This window comes from Actinacidiphila epipremni, from assembly GCF_012034175.1.
GTDB classification, from domain to species: Bacteria; Actinomycetota; Actinomycetes; order Streptomycetales; family Streptomycetaceae; genus Actinacidiphila; species Actinacidiphila epipremni.
In genome coordinates this window covers 357,336-376,598 of the sequence record NZ_JAATEJ010000002.1, presented here as the reverse complement: position 1 = coordinate 376,598, position 19,263 = coordinate 357,336, and the positions used below count along the sequence as shown (strand labels likewise).

Genomic DNA, 19,263 nt, shown 5'->3' with positions numbered 1-19,263 from the left:
GTTGACTCGCTGCGTCGTCTCGATGATCGGAAGGGCTGTGCGCAGGGAACACTCAGGGGCCGTACGGTGAGCGCGAGCGGCTCCGCCGGTGAGCCCGGCGAGCGCCCGCCGGACCCCGCCCGTGCCGGCGACCCCGCCGGCGCGCCGGGCTCCACGGGCGCCGGCGAGTCCGGCGACGACCCGCCCGCCGGACGCGGGCGTCCGGGCGGGGACGACGGGCCGGCCGACGCTGCCGCAGCGGGCGGCCGGGCACCCGAGAGCGCCCAGGGCGCCGAGCCCGCCCGGGCCGGTGAGCCCGCGCCGGGCGGGGAGGCCGGGCAGGGTGCCGAGGCGGCGCCGGGCGGTGACCCCGCGCCGGGCGGCGGGGACGAGGCGGAGGCCGGGGGAGAGCATCCGCTCGCGTTGCGGCTCGAGCAGCTCATCCTCGGGGCGCCGCGGCAGTACACGCCGTTCCAGGCGGCCCGCACCGCGGGCGTGTCCATGGACCTGGCGTCGCGGTTCTGGCGGGCCATGGGCTTCGCCGACATCGGGCAGGCCAAAGCGCTCACCGAGGCGGACGTACTGGCGCTGCGGCGGCTCGCGGGGCTCGTCGAGGCCGGGCTGCTCAGCGAGTCGATGGCCATCCAGGTGGCCCGCTCCACCGGCCAGACCACCGCGCGGCTCGCCGACTGGCAGACCGACTCCTTCCTGGAGGGCCTGACCGAGCCGCCCGAGCCCGGGATGACCCGCGCCGAGGTCGCCTACCCGCTCGTCGAGCTGCTGCTGCCCGAGCTGGAGGAGTTCCTCATCTACGTGTGGCGCCGCCAGGTCGCCGCCGCCACCAGCCGCGTCGTGCAGTCCGACGACGAGGAGGCCGTCGACCGCCGGCTCGCCGTCGGCTTCGCCGACCTCGTCGGCTTCACCCGGCTGACCCGCCGCCTGGAGGAGGAGGAGCTCGGCGAGCTCGTCGAGGCGTTCGAGACCACCGCCGCCGACCAGGTCGCCGCGTACGGCGGCCGGCTCATCAAGACGCTCGGCGACGAGGTGCTGTTCGTCGCCGACGACCCCGGCACCGCCGCCGAGATCGGCATGCGGCTCATCGAGACGATGACCGGCGACGAGTCGATGCCCGCGCTGCGCGTCGGCATGGCCTTCGGCACCGTCACCACCCGGATGGGCGATGTGTTCGGCACGACCGTCAACCTCGCCTCCCGGCTGACCTCCATAGCCCCGCGCGACTCCGTCCTGGTCGACGGCGACTTCGCCGAGGCGCTGGGCGAGGCGGGCGAGGCCCCGCTGTCCGAGGCGGACGTCGAGGCCGCGGACGCGGAGAAGTACCGCTTCGCGCTCCAGCCGATGTGGCGCCGCCCGGTCCGCGGCCTCGGCGTCGTCGAACCCTGGCTGCTGACCCGGCGCTGACCGGTCCCTCGCAGGGCCGCGCCGCAGGGCCGCGCCGCAAGGCCCCCGGGTCAGCGGCCCACGGCCTGCGGGAAGTCGAAGAGCCGGTCGGGGTCCACCCGGCGCTTGACGTCCACCAGCCGGGCGTAGTTGGCGCCGTAGTAGGCGGTACGCCAGTCCGGCCGGTCGGGGTCGGTGAAGTTCACGTACGCGCCCCCGGTCATGTACGGCGCCACCGTCTCGTCGAGCTCGGCGAGCCAGCGCAGGTGCGTGGCCACCGCCTCGGGGCCGTCCTGCTCGCCCCACGAGGTGTCCATGCTGACCAGGTAGTTCGCGCCGCGGTGCGGGAAGGCGGTGGCGTCCGGCGGCACGTCGTTGACGGCGCCGCCCCAGCCGAAGAGGGCGAAGCCGCCCCCGTCGGGATTGCTGCCGCCGGGCCAGCGGGCCAGCCGCGCCAGGACCGCGGCGACGGCCTCCGGCGGCAGCGGGTCCACCGCGAAGGCCGTCCGCGCGGCGAAGGCGCCCTCCGACGTCTCGTGCGCCAGGTAGTCCTTGGCCTCCCAGAACGTACGGTCGGCGATGTCCGCGCGCAGCGGCCCGGCCGCCGCGAGGACCGGCGCGAGCAGTTCGCGCAGCTCGTCCGCTGGCCCCAGGTGCATGCCCACCGCGGAGACGACCACCCCGTCGCCCGTGGTCGCGAGGCCCAGCCGGATCGAGCACTCCTGCGGCGCCCGCCGCATGACCTCCTGGAGCGTGCCGAAGACGGCCTCGGCGTCCGCGCCGTCCCACAGCAGCAGGCATGTCGAGGCGGCGCCGACCGGGAAGGTGCGGAAGGTGAAGGAGACGTTGATGCCGAAGTTGCCGCCGCCCCCGCCGCGGCAGGCCCAGAAGAGCTCCGGGTCGCTCCCGGCGTCGCAGGTGACCAGCTCCCCGTCGGCGGTGACCAGCGTGGTGGCCAGCAGCGCGTCGGCGGTGAGGCCGAACTTGCGGGAGGTGGCCGAGGACCCGCCGCCCAGCGTGAGCCCGCCGATGCCGACCGAGGCGCCGTTGCCGAGCGCGAAGACGACGTGCTCGGGTTCGAGCGCCGCGTAGACGGCGGACATCGAGGCGCCGCCCGCGGCGGTGACCAGCCCGGTGGCGCCGTCCACGGTCACCGTGTCCAGCGCCCTGAGGTCCACCACCAGGCCGGGGTTGACCGAGAAGCCGGCGTACGAGTGGCCGCCGCCGCGCGGTACCACCGGCACCCCGGTCTCGCGGGCCCACTCCACCGCCCGCCGCACGTCGGCGACCTCGGCGACCTGGACCACGCCGCCGGGCACGACGGCGGTGTGCCGGGTGTTGAACGGCGCGCTGGAGGAGCGGAACCCCGCCTCGCCCGGCCGCAGCACCCGCCCCGCGACGGCCTTCGCCAGCCGCTCCCAGTCCGCCTCGGTCGGCGTCTTGCCCGCTGCCACGCTCAGGCCACCTCCTCGATGCACGACGTGCCGGTCGCCGCGTGCGGGCCGTAGCGCTCCCACACCTCGTGCAGCCGCACCCGGCCGTCCTCGGTCAGCTCCGGGGTGTTCACGCTGCGCCCGCACACGATCTCGCCCGAGGTGAAGACGAAGGTGTAGCCCATCGCGAGCGAGCCGTCCGGCATCCGGGTGCCGGCCGTCCATCCGCGCCGGATCGCGCCGCCGGCCACCTCGCCCCACACGAAGTCGTCCTGCTGGTGGTAGACGGCCTCGGTCGCGGCGTCGCCGTCCGGCGCGCGGAAGCGCCGCCCCTCGAAGTCGATCACGACGCCGGCACCGCGTCGGGCAGCTCCGCCACGCCGGGCAGCTCCTGCGCGACCGGCTGCTCCTCGGCCGGGAACTCCGCCCGCGCCAGGAACTCCTCCGACATCGCCCGGTCCCACCAGACCGCGTAATAGGCGAAGTCCTCGTCGTGCTCGTTGACGACGCTGTGCTCCACGTCGGCCTTGATGTACGCCAGGTCCCCGGCCGCGATCTCGTGCCGCCGGCCGCCCTCGACGAGGGTGCCGCGGCCGGACATCACGATGAAGATCTCCCGGTCGTGGTGCGCGTGCGTCTCCGTGACATCGCCGGGGCGCAGCACGCACCAGGCGCCGCGGAAGGGCGAGTCGAGCCCCGGGAAGGGGTGGAGGAGGCTGAGGTCGAGCCCGTGGGCCCGGACGAGGTTGTCCGGCTCCTGGGCGCGGATGGTCACGTCGGCGTGCTCGTGGTCGGTCAACGTCCCGCTCCGATCGGCGTCCGGTGACAGGAAGGCCGTACTGGACGGCCGTGCTGTGCGGCGGTGCTGTGCGGCGGTGCTGGATGGCCGTGCGACAGTCCTCAGGCTAGGTTCCCGGCACTCCCGGGGGGCAGGGGAAGTCTTCCCTTTCCCCGGGGAATCTGCGGTACGGTACGGAAATACCGGGCCGGGGCCGTTTTCCCGTGCGCCGCGCCGCATAAAGCGCCTCAGCCATGCCCGAGGCCCGCATCCCTGGCTAATACAATGGCCTGCGCGCGATCGGCCACTCCGAGCTTGCCGAAGATCGCCGAGACCCGATTGCTGATGGTCTTCGAGGCCAGTGCGAGTTCCCGGGCAATGGTGCTGTTGGACTTGCCGGCCGCAATGCGTTCCAGCACCTCGCGCTCCCGGTTGGTGAGCTGCGGGAACGGGTAGCAGTATTGCCCGCCGGCCGGGCGGATGAGGTCGCTGAGCCGGTCGGCGATCGACTTGTCCACGATCGCCTCGCCGGCCGCGACCGCCTGGATGCCGCGCAGGATCTGGTCGGCGTTCGCCCGCTTGATGAGGTAGCCGCGGGCGCCGGCGTGCAGCGCCGAGGTGATCGCCTTGTCGTCGTCCACGGAGCTGAAGACCAGCACGCCCGTGGCCGGCGTCATCCGTAACACCTGGCTGATGACCTGCACCCCGGTCGGCCCGTCCATCAGCGGGTCGACGACCAGGACGTCGGGCTTGCAGCGCGAGGTCTCGGCCAGCACCTCGTCCGCGGTGGTGGCCTCCCCGACCACCGAGATGTCGCTGATGTGTTCGAGCAGCGATCGGACGCCGTGCCGGATCGCGGGTTGTGCGTCGGCGAGCAGGACGGTGAGCGGAGCAGGAGCCCGGCGCGGGGACGCATCTTCCCCCTCGGGAGCGCGGCCCGAATCGTCCCGCCGTTCTGTGTTCCCGTGGTGCGGGAGTTGCCGAAGTAATCTCGTGGTGTTTTCCTGCTGACTCATTTGCCCCTCTACAATGGATTTCCCGCAGCGTGCCTTTCGTGATGGTTCTGGTGGAGCGGGTACCAGGATGGGGCAGGGAAGAGTGGACCGCAAGTGCCCTCGTGATCCCGGATAAGTACGGGAAAAGAATCGCGGGTGCTCAGCGAAATTTGTTGCGGCGACATTACAACTCGGCGGGCTCGGCGGTGGCCGCGGCGCCCTCCCCGGCCCGGCGCATGATCTCCTCGCGCTCCCGCCAGTGCGACCAGAAGGCTCCCGTGTAGCCCAGGCCCGTCAGGCCGGTCAGGAACGAGTTGTCGGCGTAGTTGTTGTCGAACGTGCTGGAGCCGGCGATCGTCGGCAGCATCACCCGGTAGTGCTCGGCCGGGTCGATCATGTCCCACAGCAGGTCCACCGCCGGGCTCCAGCGGGCCGTCGGGTCGTCCGGCGCGTCGGCCTCGCACGGCAGGCCGGGCGAGAAGTAGCACACCAGCCGGAAGTCGCCGTGCTCGTCGAACATGAACTGCCGCTCGTACTCCGCGGGTCCCGAGCACTGCGCGAGCGGCTTGAGCACGATCGGGCCGGTCGCGGTGTTGGACTGCAGCCCGGGCAGGGTGCGGACCCCGTCGCACTGCTCGGCCATCGCGATGCCCATCGGGGTGTACGGGAACAGCCGCAGGCCCATCGAGAAGGCGGCGACCGTCGCGTCCAGCGCCATGAAGGCGTCGACGCACGCCTTCATCGTCTCGGGCGTCTCGCCGGGCATCCCGAACAGCGCCTCCACCATGGTCAGGATGCCGCGCTCGGAGCACAGCCGCACCAGCCGCTCGGTGTCGGCGAAGTCGTAGTAGGTGGTGCCCTTCTCGGTGACCTTCCAGCCCGCCAGCAGGTCCGGCCTGATGTGGTCGGAGCCGACGTTGACCCCGCAGCAGCCGGCTTGCGCCAGCAGGTCGGCGAACTCCTCGTCGAACGGCCGCGGTTGGCAGTACACCCACAGCCGCAGCTCGTTCAGCGGGCTGCCCGGGTCGGAGTGCCGGCGGCGGACGACCTCCCGCAGCACGTTCTTGGCGTGCGCGATCGACAGGTTGAACTCGCTGTCGGTGGTGTGCTGGTCGAGGATGCCCTGCGCGGCCAGCGACTCCATCTCGTCCACCACCGCGGTGACCGCGCGCTGCCCGAACGAGGTGCCCTTGGCGTCCGGCTCCACGCAGTGCGAGCAGCGGTACGTGCAGCCGTTCTTGGTCAGGATGCTGCCGAGCCCGCCGCGCCGGTAGTACTTGAGGTTGTCCACCTTGTACGCCGCCCCCGACCTGCGGACGTACGACGCCGTGCGGTCCACCTGCCACACCCGCGCCTCGAACTGCCCGGTGGCAAGGGGTAACGGCGACTGGCCGCGGCGCGGGTTCAGCACGGCCGGCGGCACCCGTACGACCCCCGCGCCGGTGTTGACCAGCAGGCCCGGCACGGTGTGCGGGTCGCGGCCGGTGAGCAGCGCGTCCGCCAGGTCGCAGATGATCCGCTCACCGGGGCCCTTGACCCCGTAGTCGATGCCGAAGTACTCGACCAGGGCGAAGGGCATCGTCGAGAAGCCGATGCCGCCGGCGATCACGGGGGCGTCGGTGAGGCGCTTGACCTCGGTGACGATCTCCTTGTGCTCGCCGACGAACGGCCGCTGCTCGAAGGCGTAGACGGTGTCGGTGTTGCGGACCGTGACGCCGACCAGCATCGGCTCGCGTACGGCGAAGTACTCGGCGAGGCAGGACTTCCAGTCCTCCCGGTGGAAGGTGAGGTCCAGCACCTCCACCTCGAAGTCGGCGGCCTCCAACGCGGTGGTCAGCACGTCGAGCGCGTAGGGCGCGATCGGCGGATGCACCTTGTTGGGGTTGACCAGCAGCACAAGACCTCTGCTCATCGGATCTCTCCGTAAAGTGTGGGGGCCGCGCCGGCCCGGACGGGCCGGCCGGCGGGCTTGGCGGTGCTGACGCGCTCGCGGCGGCCGGCGGGTCAGACGATGCCGAGGCTGATGCCGAACTCGGGCCGGCCGCCCACCAGATAGGCGCCGGCCGACTGGAGGATGCGGTCCTGCGCGATCAGGTGCTGGCACATCGTGGTGGTGTCGCGCAGCCAGCGGTCCATCGGCGAGGACTTGTTGATCGACCAGGTCTGGAGCAGGTCGTAGAGCCGGTTGACGATCGAGCGCGACATCCGGAAGGCGTGCAGCCACGCCAGCGGCGAGGCCGCCCGCTCGTCGGGGGTCAGGTCGTCCAGGGTGCCGCCGGCCGCCAGCACCTCCCACTGCCGGGTCATGCTGCCGTAGACGCCCGCGCGGGCGGCGTTGAAGTCGGCCTCGCACAGCGCGAGCGTGGTCTGCGCCCGGAAGCTGTCGGCCCACGCGGTGCCGGTCATCCGGTCGATCCGCCCGGTGGCCAGCTCCCGCGCGTGGTCCAGCGCGGCCCGCGCCACCCCGAGCGGCACCCCGCACATCGCCCGGGTGAAGGCGTCGGGCTGCGCGAGCGGCGAGGGCCGGCCGTGCACCACGCCGAAGGTGTAGGTGTGCTCCTCGGGCACGAACACGTCGGTGATCGTGTAGTCGCAACTGCCGCTGCCGCACAGGCCCGTGGTGTGCCAGTTGTCGATCAGCTCGACTTGGGACCTGGGCACCATGAACTGCCGCGACTCGTGCGGGTTGCTGCCGTCGGGGCTCGCGTAGGGCTCGCCGTCCTGGAAGACGAAGGCGCCCGACGTCACCCAGTCGGCGTGGTCGATACCGCTGCCGAAGGGCCAGCGGCCGGTCAACCGGTAGCCGCCGGGCACCCGTTCGGCCCGGCCGGACGGCTGGAGCAGCCCGGCGGTGATGGTGTCGGGGCCGGCGAACATGTCCTTCGCGGTGGCCTGGTCGATGAAGTTGGCGTAGATACCGGTGTTGGCGCCGATCACCGCGCACCAGGCCGCCGACGCGTCCCCGTACGCCAGCGCCTCCACGACCTCCGTCTGCTCCACGGAGGTCAGCTCCAGGCCGCCCCACTCGCGGCCCCAGCACATCCGGAACACCCCGGTGCCGCGCAGCAGTTCGACCACGTCGGCAGGCAGCTTGCGGTGCTGCTCGATGTCGGCGGCCCGCTCGCGCAGGGTCGGCGCGAGCTCCCTGGCCCGCGCCAGCAGGTCGGCCGCGGTCACCGGCTCCCGCGCACCCGTGGTCAACGTCATGTCATCGCCCCTCAGCTGGTGTCGTCCTACGTCGTACGGATTCCTCGTACCGCCCCGCGTCCCGGCCCCGCGGTACGCGTCAGGTGGTGATGCCGAGGCTGATGCGGAACTTGGGCGTGCCGCCGAGCAGATAGGCGCCGACCGACTCCAGGACGACGTCCTGCGCCGTCAGGTTCTGGCACATCGTCGCGGTGTCGCGCAGCCAGCGGTCCATGGGCGAGGACTTGTTGATCGACCAGGTCTGGAGCAGGTCGTAGAGCCGGTTGACCACCGAGCGGGCGGTGCGGAAGGCGTGCAGCCACGCCAGCGGGGACGCGGCGCGCTCGTCGGGCGTCAGCTCGCCGCCGGCCGCCAGCACCTCCCACTGCCGGGTCATCGCGGCGAAGACGCCCTGCCGGCTGGCGTTGAGCTCGGCCGTGCACTCGGCGAGCGCGACCTGCACCCGCCAGCTGTCGGACCAGGCGGTACCCGTCATCCGGTCCACCCGGGTGGTCGCGACCGACCGGGCGTGGTCCAGCGCGGCCTTCGCCACCCCGAGCGGCACCCCGCACAGCGCCCGCATGAAGGACTCCGGCTGGGAGAGCGGGCTGGTCCGGCCGCGCGGCTCGTAGAAGGTGAAGGTGTGGTTCTCCGGCACGAACACGTCGGTGATCGTGTAGTCGCAACTGCCGGTGCCGGCAAGGCCGGTGGTGTCCCAGTTGTCGATCGTCTCGACGTCCGCGCGGGCCACCAGGAACTGCCGCGACTCGTGCGGGTTGCTGCCGTCGGGGCTCGCGTAGGGCTCGCCGTCCTGGAAGACGAAGGCGCCCGACGTCACCCAGTCGCTGTGGTGGATGCCGCTGCCGAAGGGCCAGCGCCCGGACAGCCGGAAGCCGCCGGGGACCCGCTCGGCGTGCCCCGCGGGGGCGAGCACACCCGCGGTGACCATGTCCTGGCGCGGATAGATCTCCTTGACCACGTCCGGGTCCAGGAAGTTCGCGATCAGCCCGGTGTTGGCGCCGATCACCGCGCACCAGGCCGCGGACGCGTCCCCGTACGCCAGCGCCTCCACGACCCGTGTCTGGTCCATGGACGTCAGCTCCGGGCCGCCCCACTCGCGGGCCGAGCACATCCGGAACACGCCGGTGCCGCGCAGCAGTTCGACCACGTCGTCGGGCAGCCGGTGGTGGCTCTCGATGTCGGCGGCCCGCTCCCGCAGGGTCGGCGCGAGCGCCCTGGCCCGGGCCAGGATCTCCGCGGCCGTGTCCGGCTCGCCGCCGTGGATGCCGGCAGTCGTCGTCATGCGCTCGTCCTTTGCTCGTCCCTCGCCCGTCCGGCCGCGCCGCCCGCGTCGCTCATGCCGCCCGGGCCGCCCACGCCGCTCACTCGTCCACGTCCAGCAGCCCGGCCGGCATCGCGAACGGCGCGTCCGGGTCCGCCGGGCCCACCGGCGCGGTGTCCAGCTCCACCAGCGCCGCCGCCGCCTCCAGCCGCTGCTGGCAGCCCGGCAGGTCGTCGGCCTCGCACACCACGAAGGAGTGCCTGGCCAGGTAGCCGCCCGGCGGCAGCCGCAGCGTGGTGCCGGGCTCGGCCATCGGCGCCGCCGCCACCAGGCCCGGCGCGGCGCCCGGCTGCGGGACCCTGACCGCGTTCAGCAGGCAGTCCTCGGGCGGGATGCCGAACCTGATGCCGGCCACCGCCCGCCGGGTGTGGGTGATCGTCGGGCGCTGGCCCGTCGCCACGTCGAAGAGCACCTCACCGGGCTCGACACCGGTCGCGATCCGCCCCAGGAAGGGGATCAGGTCGCCGCCGAGCCGGCCGTTGACCTCCACGATCAGCGGCCCGCGCGGGGTCAGCCGCACCTCGCTGTGGGTGATGCCGTCCTCGACGCCCAGCACCTGGTGCGCGCGCGCCAGGGTGCCCATCAGCTCCTTGTCGTCCAGCAGCGGATCGGCCGCGTCCACGGTGTGGCCGGTCTCCTCGAAGTACGGGTGGTCGCTGCTGTGCTTGCGGGCCACGAACAGCGGCAGGTACTCGCCCTTGTGCACCGCCCCGTCCACGCTGATCTCCGGACCCGGCGCGTACGCCTCGACGATGACGCTCGCCCGGTACGGCCCCGGGTCCACCCCGCTGGCGGCCAGCGCGACGCCGAACGCCGCGTCCAGCTCCGCCTCGTCGGCGGCGAAGACCACGCCGATGCTCGCGCCCATCGCCCGCGGCTTGACCACCACCGGGTAGCCGATCCGCGCCGCCTCGGCCCTGGCCTGCTCCACCGTCGTCGTCAGCGCGAAGCCCGGCTGCGGCAGGCCCGCCTCGGTCAGCGCGGCCCGGGTCAGCTCCTTGTCCCGGCAGCCGCGCACCCCGCGCGCCGACAGGCCCGGCACCCCGAACTCCGCGGCCAGCAGCCCCGCGTCGAGCACCAGCGGCTCGTCCCAGCACATCAGGCTCACCACGTTGCGGCGCGCGGCCACCTCGCGGGCGGCCCTACCCATCGTCTCGGAGTCGAAGACGTTGGCGACCACGACCTCGTCGAAGTAGTCGCGCTGCCACGTCGGCTTGAGGTTGTTCAGCAGCACCGTCTCCAGGCCCGCCTCGCGCGCCCGCCGGCTGATCGGCGCCACCAGATACTCCCGGTAGACCTTCAGCCCACTGCCGATCACCAGCAAAGTGCCCCGGCTCATCGCGCCGCCCCGGCTTCCGCGCCGCTGCGCCGGGTCAGCAGGTCGGTGACGATGTCCTGGCTGCGGTGCGCCAGCACGCTGATCAGCGAGTCGGCGATACCGTGCGTGGCCTCGTTGACGCCCTGCAGATACAGCGCGCCCGGCGCCGGAGTGCCCAGGTCCACCCGGTAGTTGCGGCTCACGCTGACCTGGTCGATCCCGGCGCCCTCCGCCAACTCCCGTACCAGCGCCGGCATCCGGGCGTCGTAACCGGTGCCCAGCAGCACCAGGTCGCAGCGCAGCGGCGACTCCTTGCCGGTCTTGCGGTCCCGCAGGTCCAGCACGACGTCGCCGTCCTCGATCCGCGCACCGGTCACCTCGGTCAGCGCCCGCACCTCCGAACGCTCCGCGCCCAGCATCCGGTTGCGGTAGAGCATCGTGTACAGCTCGTCCAGGAACGGCGGCGCGAGGCCCGCGTAGTTGGTGAACCGCATCTCGTCCAGGACCTGCGCGCGCACCTCCTGCGGGCTGTCGTAGAACTCGTCGACGAACGACGGGAAGAACAGCTCGTTGACGAACTTGCTGGTCTGGTAGTTCTGCAGCCCGATCGAGCGCACCACCATCGTGATGTGGCTGTGCGGCAGGTTCTCGTGCAGCGCGAAGAACATCTCCGCCGCGCTCTGCGCACCGCCCACCACGACCGCCCGCACCGGCTGGTCCTTGGGGATCTCGGCGATCCGGCCGCGGTAGCCGGAGCTGTGGATGACCCGCTCCTTCGGCAGCCCCTTGAACGGCTCGGGGATGTGCGGGTCCCGGCCGCCGCCGATCACCAGGTCGCGGCAGTGGATCGTGTCGCCGTCGGTCAGCGTCACCGTCCAGCCGGTCACCGCGCCGTGCGCGTCCCGGTCGGCGGTGACCGACGCGGCCCGCGCGCTGTAGCGGATCTGCACGTGCTCCAGGGACTTGGCCACCCACTGGAGGTAGTCGGAGAACTCCCACCGGTAGGGGTGGAAGGTGCCCAGGTTCACGAAGTGGTCGAGCCGGCCGTGGTCGTGCAGGAAGCTCAGGAACGAGAACTTGCTCCGCGGATTGCGCAGCGTCACCAGGTCCTTCAGGAAGGACACCTGGCTGCGCGCCCAGGGCATCAGCAGATCGCGCTGCCACTTGATGTCGGGAGCCTGCTCCAGGAGAAGGGTGTTCTCCGCGAGTTCGGCCGATCCGCTCTCCTCGATCGCCGCGGCCAGCGCCAGATTCGCCGGACCCGCGCCGATCGCCAGTACATCAACCTCGCGGTGAGTCATGGTGCCCCCTCGATGACGGTGATGCCTTCCAAGGTCAGGTGTTGCGTGTTCACGCCGCCGGATCGCTGCCCGGATCGCCGTCCGTTCCGCTGCCCGGCGCGCCGTCCGGTTCGCCGCCTGGTGGCCGCATCTCGAACCGGACCAGCGCGGCGGCGGCGTCGGCCCGCCGGTGTGCCTCGGCCGGGGTGTCGGCGCGGGCGAAGACGATGCCCGTGCGGTCCCAGGAGTTGCGCAGGCCGCCGAAGGAAGTGCCGGGCGCGATCGCGCAGTTGGCGAAGACCACGCCCTCGGCCCGCTCGGCGTCCTCGACGCCGTGCACGGCCTGGACCGTGCCGGCCCCGGGCGCCAGGAACCGCACGGCCGCGCCGCTCTTGGCCCGTGCCGGCAGCTCCGGCGGCTGCTCGCCCTTGAGCACCGCGAAGTAGGCCCGCATGAACTCCACCGGGTAGGCGGCCTCGATCAGGTCGAGGATCGCGTCACCGGCCATCCGGCCCGCGCACTCCACCAGGTACGGCACTCCGCCGGACACGATCCACTCGCAGTGCACCACGCCGTCGCCGAAGCCGACCGCCGCCATCAGCCGCGCGGTCTGCGCGCCCAGCAGCCGCGACAGCTCCGCCGGGATGTCGGCCGGCACGACATGCGCCGACTCCACCGGATACGGGCCCGGGTAGAGGTGCTTGCCGGTGACGTTGGTGAACAGCGGCTGGCCGCCGCGCACCAGCATCTCGACGCTGAACTCCTCGCCCCGCACGAACTGCTCGACCAGCATGGCCACTTCCATCGGCCGGTCGGGCACGAAGACGCCCTCGTCCTGCACCACGCACTCCGCCCACGCCGCTTCGGCCTCGTCCGGCCCCGCGAGCACCCGTACGCCCACCGACGCCTGCCGGTTGGCCGGCTTGAGCACCGCGGGGCCCGGGTGGGCGCGCAGGAACTCCCGTACGTCCTCGGCGCTTTCGGCCCGGACGCTCGCCGGGTTGGCGATGCCCGCCGCCGCGCTGACCCGGCGCAGCACCGCCTTGTCCCGCAGGATCAGCGCGGCGCCCAGGCTCGCGCCCGGCAGCCCGTACCGCTCGGCGAGCCGGGCCGCGAACGGCACCGCGTACTCCACGGCCGGGACGATCGCGACCGGGTCCAGGTCGGGGTGGGCGGCGTGGAATTCGTCCGCCGTGCCCGGCCGGTGGTACTCCCACTCGACCAGGCCGCGGGCGAACCCGACCCCGGCGAGCTTGGCCTGCGCGTCCCGCTTGCGCGCGACGTCCGGCTCCTCGACGTACACCACCGAGTCCTCCGGCTGGAAGGTCTCGATGAACGGGATGGTGAGCGCCACGAAGCCGACGATCACCACCGGCCCGGTGCGCGCGGCCGTAGTGTGCTGCTCTGTCATGCGGTGCCTCCGACGACTTCTTCCGTCTTGCCCTGACGCGGTTCGTCCTGCCCGGCGGCGCTGCCCTTGCCGTCCCCGCGGTTGAGGCCGGCCATGGCCAGCAGGCCCGCCACCCCGTTGACCACCGCGCACAGCACCCAGAAGCCGTGGTCCAGCCGGGTCCAGACGAAGACCGCGAAGAGCGGCCCGAGCGCCGAGGCGAGCCCGGCGGTGGCCTGCATCGTGCCGATGTAGCGGGCCTTGAGCGCCGCGGGGAAGGCCGCCGGATGCGCGAACATGCTGGGCCCGGCGATCATCAGCCCGCTCACCTCGAAGACCGCGCCGATCAGGATGAACGCGGGCGAGTGCGCCGCGAGCCCGTAGACGGCAAAGCCCAGCGAGTTGACCAGGTGGCCGAGCACCACCGCGGTGTGCGTCGGCATCCGCAGGATGTACGTGGTGACCTTCAGCTCGCAGGTGATCAGCACCAGCGAGGACACGGTGAGCACCGCGCTGTACAGCCCGGTCGGGTAGTCGTCGGCGTCGATCTGCAACGGCAGCGCGATGAGCGACTGGACGTAGGTGATCGTGCCGAGCAGCACCGCCGCCAGGTAGAACATGTACTTGCGGTCCCGCAGCATCGCGGCGTACGCGGCCCGTCCGGTGAGCGGCGCGGGCCCGTCGGCCGCCTCCTGCGTGCCCCCGGCCTTCTCGTGCGCCGCCGGCACCTGCCGCGGCAGCAGCGCGAGGGCCAGGGCCGCGTAGACCAGCGTCGTCGCGCCGTCCAGCCAGAACAGCGCGTCCCAGTCCACCAGGATCAGCCCGGCGGCGATGAGCGGGGCGAGCGCGGCGCCGGTGTTCAGCGCGATCCGCATCATCGAGAACGCCATCACCTGGTGCTTCTCCGGCATCAGGTCGCTCAGCAGCACCGAGGCGGCCGGCCGGTACGCCTGCGCCAGCAGCCCCGCGAGCGCCACGACCACCAGCAGCGGCGCCAGCAGGCTCGACCGGCTCAGCGCCGGGATCACCGCGACCAGCGGCCCCGCGCCCGCCATCGTCACCACGATCGTCATCCGCGGCCCGAACCGCGAGGTGGCCTCGCCGCCCAGCATGGTGCCGAGGATCGTGCCCGCGCTGTACGCGACCAGGGCCAGGCCCGCCGCGTCCACGGACATGTGCCGGTGGATCAGGTACAGCACCAGGAACGTCTGGACGAACGCGCAGAGCTGGTTGACCAGGACGCCGCCCAGCAGGTAGCGCACCGGCATGGGGGTGGCCCGGAGCGTGTCGCGCACGTTCACCGGGGCCCCGTCGTCGGGGTTGTTCGCGTCGTCCGCAGCGTTCGCGTCGTTCGCATCGGTCGAGCCGGTCATGAAACAGCCTCCCTGGCGGCTTGCGCCACCGTCGCCGCGACGAGCGGCGCCGACGAGAACCCCGAGCCCCCGCAGGCCGTACGCGCCCAGAGCGCGGGACCCAGCCGGGCCAGCCGCGCGCCGCCGTCCGCCGTGTCGGTCGTGTAGTGGCACGCCGTGACGGCCACCACCTGGTAGCCGGAAGGGTCGCGGAGCGGCCCGGCGTGCGTCAGCCGTTCCGCCCACGGCGTCTGGATCTCACCGTCCGCGCCGGTGTCGGCGACCTGCCGGCACACCGCGTCCGAGCTGATCTTCAGCAGCGTGCCGGCCACCGGCGGCACCGCCCACGCCGTACCGTCCGCGCCGAGCCCGCCGACCGCCGGGGCGCCCCGCCAGCGGCGCGCCTGCCGGGGCGAGGGCCGCAGGTAGAGCATCGTCTGGCGGTGCAGCACCGCGGGCACCTCGACCAGCCGGCCCGTCCACGGCCCCGCCGCGACCAGCACCATGTCGCCGGCCACCACCTCGCCGCCGGCCAGCGTGACCTTGCCGCTATGCGCGTCGACCGCCGTCACCGGGCTGTACGGCCGCAGCGCCGCCGCGGCCCGGCCCGCGAGCCACCTGGCCGCCGCCCGCAGCACCCGCGCCGCCAGCAGCACACCCGCGCGCGTCTCCCGTACACCCACCGTCCCGGCGGGGAAGGCCAGCTGCGGCAGCGCGGCCGGGCCCAGCGTCCGGACCGGCACACCCGCGGCCGACGCGAAGTTCAGCACCTCCGCGAGGCGTTCGCGCGGCCACGCCGTGACCACGCCCACCCGGCGGTAGAAGCCCGCGCCCAGCACCGGCTCCAACTGCTCCCAGCGGCGCACCGCCTGGCTCATCCGGGCGGTGGCCGGCGCGTCGCCGACCGCCAGGCCGCGCAGCGCCCGGTGCTGGTCGTACGAGGTCGCGGCCGGGTCCGGGATCGCACCGCGGTCGAGCACGGTGACGTGATGGCCGGCGAGCACGCACTCCACCGCCGTCAGCAGCCCGGTGACCCCGGCGCCGACCACCACCACCCGTGCGGACCGGGCCCTCACTGCGCAATCTCGGCCAGCCGGGGCAGCACGCGGGGCGCCACCTCCGTGACCGAGGAGACGGCGGGCACGGCCAGGTCGGGCAGCGCCTTCGCGGCGAGGTCCACCAGCAACGGCGCGGCACAGCGCAGGAAGACGTCCACCTCGTGGCAGAAGTCCCCGGCGTCCGCCGCGGTCACCTCCCACCGGTCGAGCCGGCCCAGCTGCTCGGTGAGCGTGAAAGCGGCGTCGGTGAGGCTGAATCGACGCGCGTCATATCCGGCCGAAAATCGCTCCACCGTCCGCGCCGCCGCCTCCCGCGAGCGCGCCGACACCGGCAGCGGCCCGCCGCCGGCGAACCGGCCGGCCTTGTCCGCGACCCGGTTCCAGGGCGCCACCAGCCGGGCGGAGACCACCTTGTCCATGGCGGCGCGGCTGAAGTTGGTGCGCTGGAAGTCCGGGGCGGTGGCGGCGAGGTAGAAGCGGATCAGGTCGCGCGGCACCTCGGCGGCCAGCCCCCGGCCGGTCACCACATGGCCGCGGCTGGTGGAGAACTTGTCGTTGTCCAGCTCGTAGAACTCGTTGGTCACGAAGTGCGCGGGCAGCGTGTAGCCGCCGAGCGCCATCAGCATCGCCACCCCGACCAGCCCGAAGGCGAAACCGGCGTCGGAGCCGAAGAAGTAGACGACGCGGGCGCCGGACTCGGCGAACCACAGCGCGTCGTCGCCGGCCGGCTTCTCGCCGCGCTGCTCGGCGGCGAGCGCGGAGCTGTGCATGCTCCAGGCGATCACCTCGGAGTCGGCGTAGATCACCTGGCCCTCGACCTCGGGGACCTTCGGGAAGGGCGCCGGGATGCCCCAGGCGATCGGCAGCGTCACCGGGTAGTCCGGCAGCGGGCGGGACAGCAGCTCCTCGGCCATCCGCGCCAGCCGCGGGCGCATCGTGCCGGCCAGGCCGGCGAAGTATTCGGTCAGCGCCTCGCGGTACTCCTCCAGGGGCAGCACCAGCACCTGCGCCTCGCGCAGCTCCACCTCGTCGTCGGGGTTCAGCGTCGAGCGCGGCTCCAGCAGGTCGCCGGAGGCGATCCAGTGCCCGCAGCTCTCGCACAGCCCGGCGCACCCCTCGGACAGGCAGACCGGGCACGTACCGCGCACATAGGCGTCGGTGAGGTATTCGCCGGTGCGGGCCACGTAAGGGAACGGCAGGGAGCGGAGCTTGAGCTTGCCGGCGTCGTGGAGCCGGCCGAAGAACTGCTGGACGCCGGTGACGTAGCGCTCGTCGAAGCGTACGAAGCCGTCCGGCTCGATGCCGACCGCCGCGAGGGTGCCCTCGACCTGCTCGGCGGACCTGGTCCGCAGCTCGTCCGGCGGGACGCCGAGGCGGCGGGCGGTGGTCACGATGTAGTTCTGGGTGAAGTGCACGCCGGTCCCGAAGAGGACGTCCCGGCCGGCGGCCCGCGCGAACCTCGCGCAGACGTCCGCGCTGAGGAAGGGTCCTGCCAGGTGGCCGAGGTGCAGATCGCCGTTGGCGGTGGGGCCGGGGGCGATCACCAGCATGCGTTCCATCGATCGGTCCTTTGCTCGGCAGCGGTGGGGCTTCCTGCGGGGGTGCCGTGGAACAGACGGACGGTCGGGCGGGCGTTGCGGCGGGGCGGTGAAACGGCGTTTCGGCGGGGCGTTGTAACGGTGTGGCGGTGTGACGGTGGAGCGCGGTCGGGCAGGGGGCCGCCGGGGGCTTCGCGCGTACTTTGCCTGCACAGGGCGCCCTGAGGACCGTCATGAGGCTAGATTTCGGCCGTTCCCCATAGATAGGGGAACTCTTCCCGAGCACCCGGGAATCTGGCCTTCCGTTCGGCCGCCGCGATCGGCTCCGCCGGGGACCGTCCGGCGGGCAACGGCGGGCCGCACGGCCCTGCGCCGTGCCCGCGGGGGCGGCCGTACGGGCCGGGAACGCGCAGGCCGGGCGCGGCGCGGGAGGGCCCGCGGCGCCGGGCGGGCGCGGGCCGGGCGCGGCGCCGCGGCGGGAACGGCGGCCCCGGCCGCGCCCCGGGCACGCAGGACGGCTGTCCCGGCGGCGGGGCCGCCCGGGGGTGCCACGGGTGCAGCGGAGGCGGCCGTTCCGGCGCCGAAAATTGCCCTTCGGGGCCGTCGGCCGCTGCCCGGCGGGCTTTACGGGCGCTTTGCGCGCGGCTTTACGGTGACCGGTGCGGTGTCGGCTGCGTTGGGTGTGTCGCGGGGCACGTCGTCGGCTGCGTCGTCGGCTGCGTCGCCGGGTACGTGGCCGGATACGTCGCCGGCCGCGGCGTCAGGCCAGGCCGAGGGCCGCGGGGACGGCGGCGAGCGGTACGTCCGCCGTCGCGGCCTCGCACAGCAGCGACTCCAGGCCCGACAGCACGCCGGGGATGGCGTCGGCGGGCAGTACCCGGGTGTCGGCCAGCAGCGAGACCCGGCAGTCCGCGCCCTGCTGCGCCAGGACCAGGCAGAAGGACATGTCGTTGCGGTCGTAGCCCCGCACGAACGCCGGCCCCCGCGCGGACCGCGGGTGCGGCCCGGGCCCGAGCACCCAGTCCTGGCTGAGCCGGGCGTCGTTGAAGTAGCCGCTGAGGTCGAGGGGGTGGCGGCGGCGCGCGTCCAGCTCGGCGGTCAGGTCGGTGAGCGCCGCGCGGTCGAACCGGCCCCGCAGATAGCTCGCCGCCGAGCGCCGGTAGACCTCCCGTACGGCGTCGTCGAGACCGGAGTTTGCGCCGGTGCTCCCGCGGTCGAAGAGCAGCAGGCCGTCCTGCGCGGTCGCCCCGGCGTACGCCTGCTGGCGCTCGGTCAGCCGGTTGCCGGCGATGAGCAGCAGCGGGACGGTGTCCTGGCCGCGCAGGGCGGCGAGCGCGGTCGCGGCGAGCGTGAGCAGCACGGTGGAGCTGGACGTACGGGTCCGGTCGGCGACCGCGACGGAGGCCGCCGCGAGTGCGGGGGAGGTGAGCCACCACTGCTGGATCGGCGGGGCCGCGGGCCGGTCGAGCGGCGGGCGGGGCGGCGCGTCCGGCACCTCGGCGAGGCGGGCCCGCCAGTGCCGCAGCGTCCGGTCGTTCTCGCGCCTGCCGCGGTCCGACTGCTCGTACGCCGCCTGGTCCAGGGGCTGCCACACGTCCTGCCCGGCGGGCTGCCCGGCGGGCTGCCCGGCGTCCTGGCCGCCGCCCAGCAGCGCCCGCAGCTCCCTGCCGACGAGATCGGCGGACCAGCCGTCGAAGGCGAGGTGCGAGCAGACCAGCACGACGGCCCGCACCCTGCCCTGCCGGCACACCAGCCCGAAGCGCACCGGCCACTCGTGGCTGTGCCGGAACGGCTCGGCGGCGAGCTTGCGCGACCGCCGCTCGGCGAACGCGGCGAGCGCGCCCTCGGAGCCGCCCGCCACCTCGTGCACCTCGACGAGGAAGGAGCCCTCCGCCACGGCGACCTGCCGGGGTCCGCCGCCCTCGCCCTCGCCCTCGGTGAACCGCGTCCGCAGCCCGGCGTGCCTCTCGACGAGCCGCCGTATGCCCGCCGCGCACTCGTCCACCGACACGCCGGGCGCGGCAAGCGCGAGCACCTGCCGCAGGCTGAGCGTGGCGAAGGCGGGCCCGTACCGGAGCATGGGCTGCCACATGTGGTACTGCCCCCACGTGAGCGGCCCTTCCCCCGCGGTGTCCGCGCCGGCGGCGAAGGGGACGGTGAGCCAGGCGGGCGCACCAGGTCGCGGGCCGGCGCTTGCGACACCGGGCGCGTCGGGT

Annotated in this window: 15 protein-coding genes; 1 reads left to right on the top strand and 14 read right to left on the bottom strand. The window is 73.5% G+C overall.

Annotated features, from left to right (window positions below; all coding sequences use genetic code 11):
* Positions 1 to 66: 66 nt before the first annotated feature.
* Positions 67 to 1,398 (top strand): adenylate/guanylate cyclase domain-containing protein, encoded by a 1,332-nt coding sequence (locus HCN08_RS04485; protein WP_167981517.1) that lies wholly within the window; start codon positions 67 to 69, stop codon positions 1,396 to 1,398.
* Between the two features lie 50 nt (positions 1,399 to 1,448).
* Here the strand turns inward: HCN08_RS04485 and HCN08_RS04480 are convergent, their stop codons facing one another.
* The 14 genes from HCN08_RS04480 to HCN08_RS04415 all read right to left on the bottom strand — a co-directional run bounded on the left by HCN08_RS04480 (position 1,449) and on the right by HCN08_RS04415 (position 19,127).
* Positions 1,449 to 2,831 carry an FAD-binding oxidoreductase gene (locus tag HCN08_RS04480; protein WP_167981516.1) on the bottom strand — a complete coding sequence of 461 codons (1,383 nt, stop codon included), beginning with the start codon at positions 2,829 to 2,831 and terminating at the stop codon, positions 1,449 to 1,451.
* Between the two features lie 2 nt (positions 2,832 to 2,833).
* Positions 2,834 to 3,157 (bottom strand): hypothetical protein, encoded by a 324-nt coding sequence (locus tag HCN08_RS04475; protein WP_167981515.1) that lies wholly within the window; start codon positions 3,155 to 3,157, stop codon positions 2,834 to 2,836.
* On the bottom strand, positions 3,154 to 3,609 hold the full coding sequence (locus HCN08_RS04470) for a cupin domain-containing protein (protein WP_322974221.1): 456 nt from the start codon (positions 3,607 to 3,609) through the stop codon (positions 3,154 to 3,156). Before HCN08_RS04470 ends, HCN08_RS04475 begins: the two co-directional genes overlap by 4 nt.
* Before the next feature lie 227 nt (positions 3,610 to 3,836).
* Complete coding sequence (locus HCN08_RS04465; RefSeq protein WP_167981513.1) at positions 3,837 to 4,604, bottom strand: response regulator; 768 nt, start codon at positions 4,602 to 4,604, stop codon at positions 3,837 to 3,839.
* A 163-nt stretch (positions 4,605 to 4,767) separates the two neighbouring features.
* Positions 4,768 to 6,495, bottom strand: a complete 1,728-nt coding sequence (gene tsrT, locus HCN08_RS04460) for a tryptophan 2-C-methyltransferase (RefSeq protein ID WP_167981512.1) — start codon at positions 6,493 to 6,495, stop codon at positions 4,768 to 4,770.
* Between the two features lie 92 nt (positions 6,496 to 6,587).
* Entirely contained in the window at positions 6,588 to 7,790 is a 1,203-nt protein-coding gene (locus tag HCN08_RS04455) for an acyl-CoA dehydrogenase family protein (RefSeq protein ID WP_167981511.1), read from the bottom strand.
* 79 nt (positions 7,791 to 7,869) lie between these two features.
* On the bottom strand, positions 7,870 to 9,072 hold the full coding sequence (locus HCN08_RS04450; RefSeq protein WP_167981510.1) for an acyl-CoA dehydrogenase family protein: 1,203 nt from the start codon (positions 9,070 to 9,072) through the stop codon (positions 7,870 to 7,872).
* A gap of 79 nt (positions 9,073 to 9,151) precedes the next feature.
* The gene (locus tag HCN08_RS04445; protein WP_167981509.1) at positions 9,152 to 10,450 is read right to left on the bottom strand and encodes an ATP-grasp domain-containing protein; all 1,299 of its coding nucleotides are present in this window, start codon (positions 10,448 to 10,450) and stop codon (positions 9,152 to 9,154) included.
* Positions 10,447 to 11,730 (bottom strand): lysine N(6)-hydroxylase/L-ornithine N(5)-oxygenase family protein, encoded by a 1,284-nt coding sequence (locus HCN08_RS04440; protein ID WP_167981508.1) that lies wholly within the window; start codon positions 11,728 to 11,730, stop codon positions 10,447 to 10,449. The genes HCN08_RS04445 and HCN08_RS04440 overlap by 4 nt, the downstream gene beginning before the upstream one ends.
* Before the next feature lie 49 nt (positions 11,731 to 11,779).
* Positions 11,780 to 13,120 (bottom strand): ATP-grasp domain-containing protein, encoded by a 1,341-nt coding sequence (locus tag HCN08_RS04435; RefSeq protein ID WP_167981507.1) that lies wholly within the window; start codon positions 13,118 to 13,120, stop codon positions 11,780 to 11,782.
* Positions 13,117 to 14,472, bottom strand: coding sequence for an MFS transporter (locus tag HCN08_RS04430; protein ID WP_167981506.1), 1,356 nt, complete (start codon positions 14,470 to 14,472; stop codon positions 13,117 to 13,119). Before HCN08_RS04430 ends, HCN08_RS04435 begins: the two co-directional genes overlap by 4 nt.
* On the bottom strand, positions 14,469 to 15,527 hold the full coding sequence (locus HCN08_RS04425; protein ID WP_206318406.1) for an FAD-dependent oxidoreductase: 1,059 nt from the start codon (positions 15,525 to 15,527) through the stop codon (positions 14,469 to 14,471). The genes HCN08_RS04430 and HCN08_RS04425 overlap by 4 nt, the downstream gene beginning before the upstream one ends.
* On the bottom strand, positions 15,524 to 17,068 hold the full coding sequence (locus HCN08_RS04420; protein ID WP_167981505.1) for a class I tRNA ligase family protein: 1,545 nt from the start codon (positions 17,066 to 17,068) through the stop codon (positions 15,524 to 15,526). Before HCN08_RS04420 ends, HCN08_RS04425 begins: the two co-directional genes overlap by 4 nt.
* Positions 17,069 to 17,807: 739 nt before the next feature.
* Positions 17,808 to 19,127 carry a condensation domain-containing protein gene (locus tag HCN08_RS04415; RefSeq protein ID WP_167981504.1) on the bottom strand — a complete coding sequence of 440 codons (1,320 nt, stop codon included), beginning with the start codon at positions 19,125 to 19,127 and terminating at the stop codon, positions 17,808 to 17,810.
* Positions 19,128 to 19,263 lie beyond the last annotated feature (136 nt).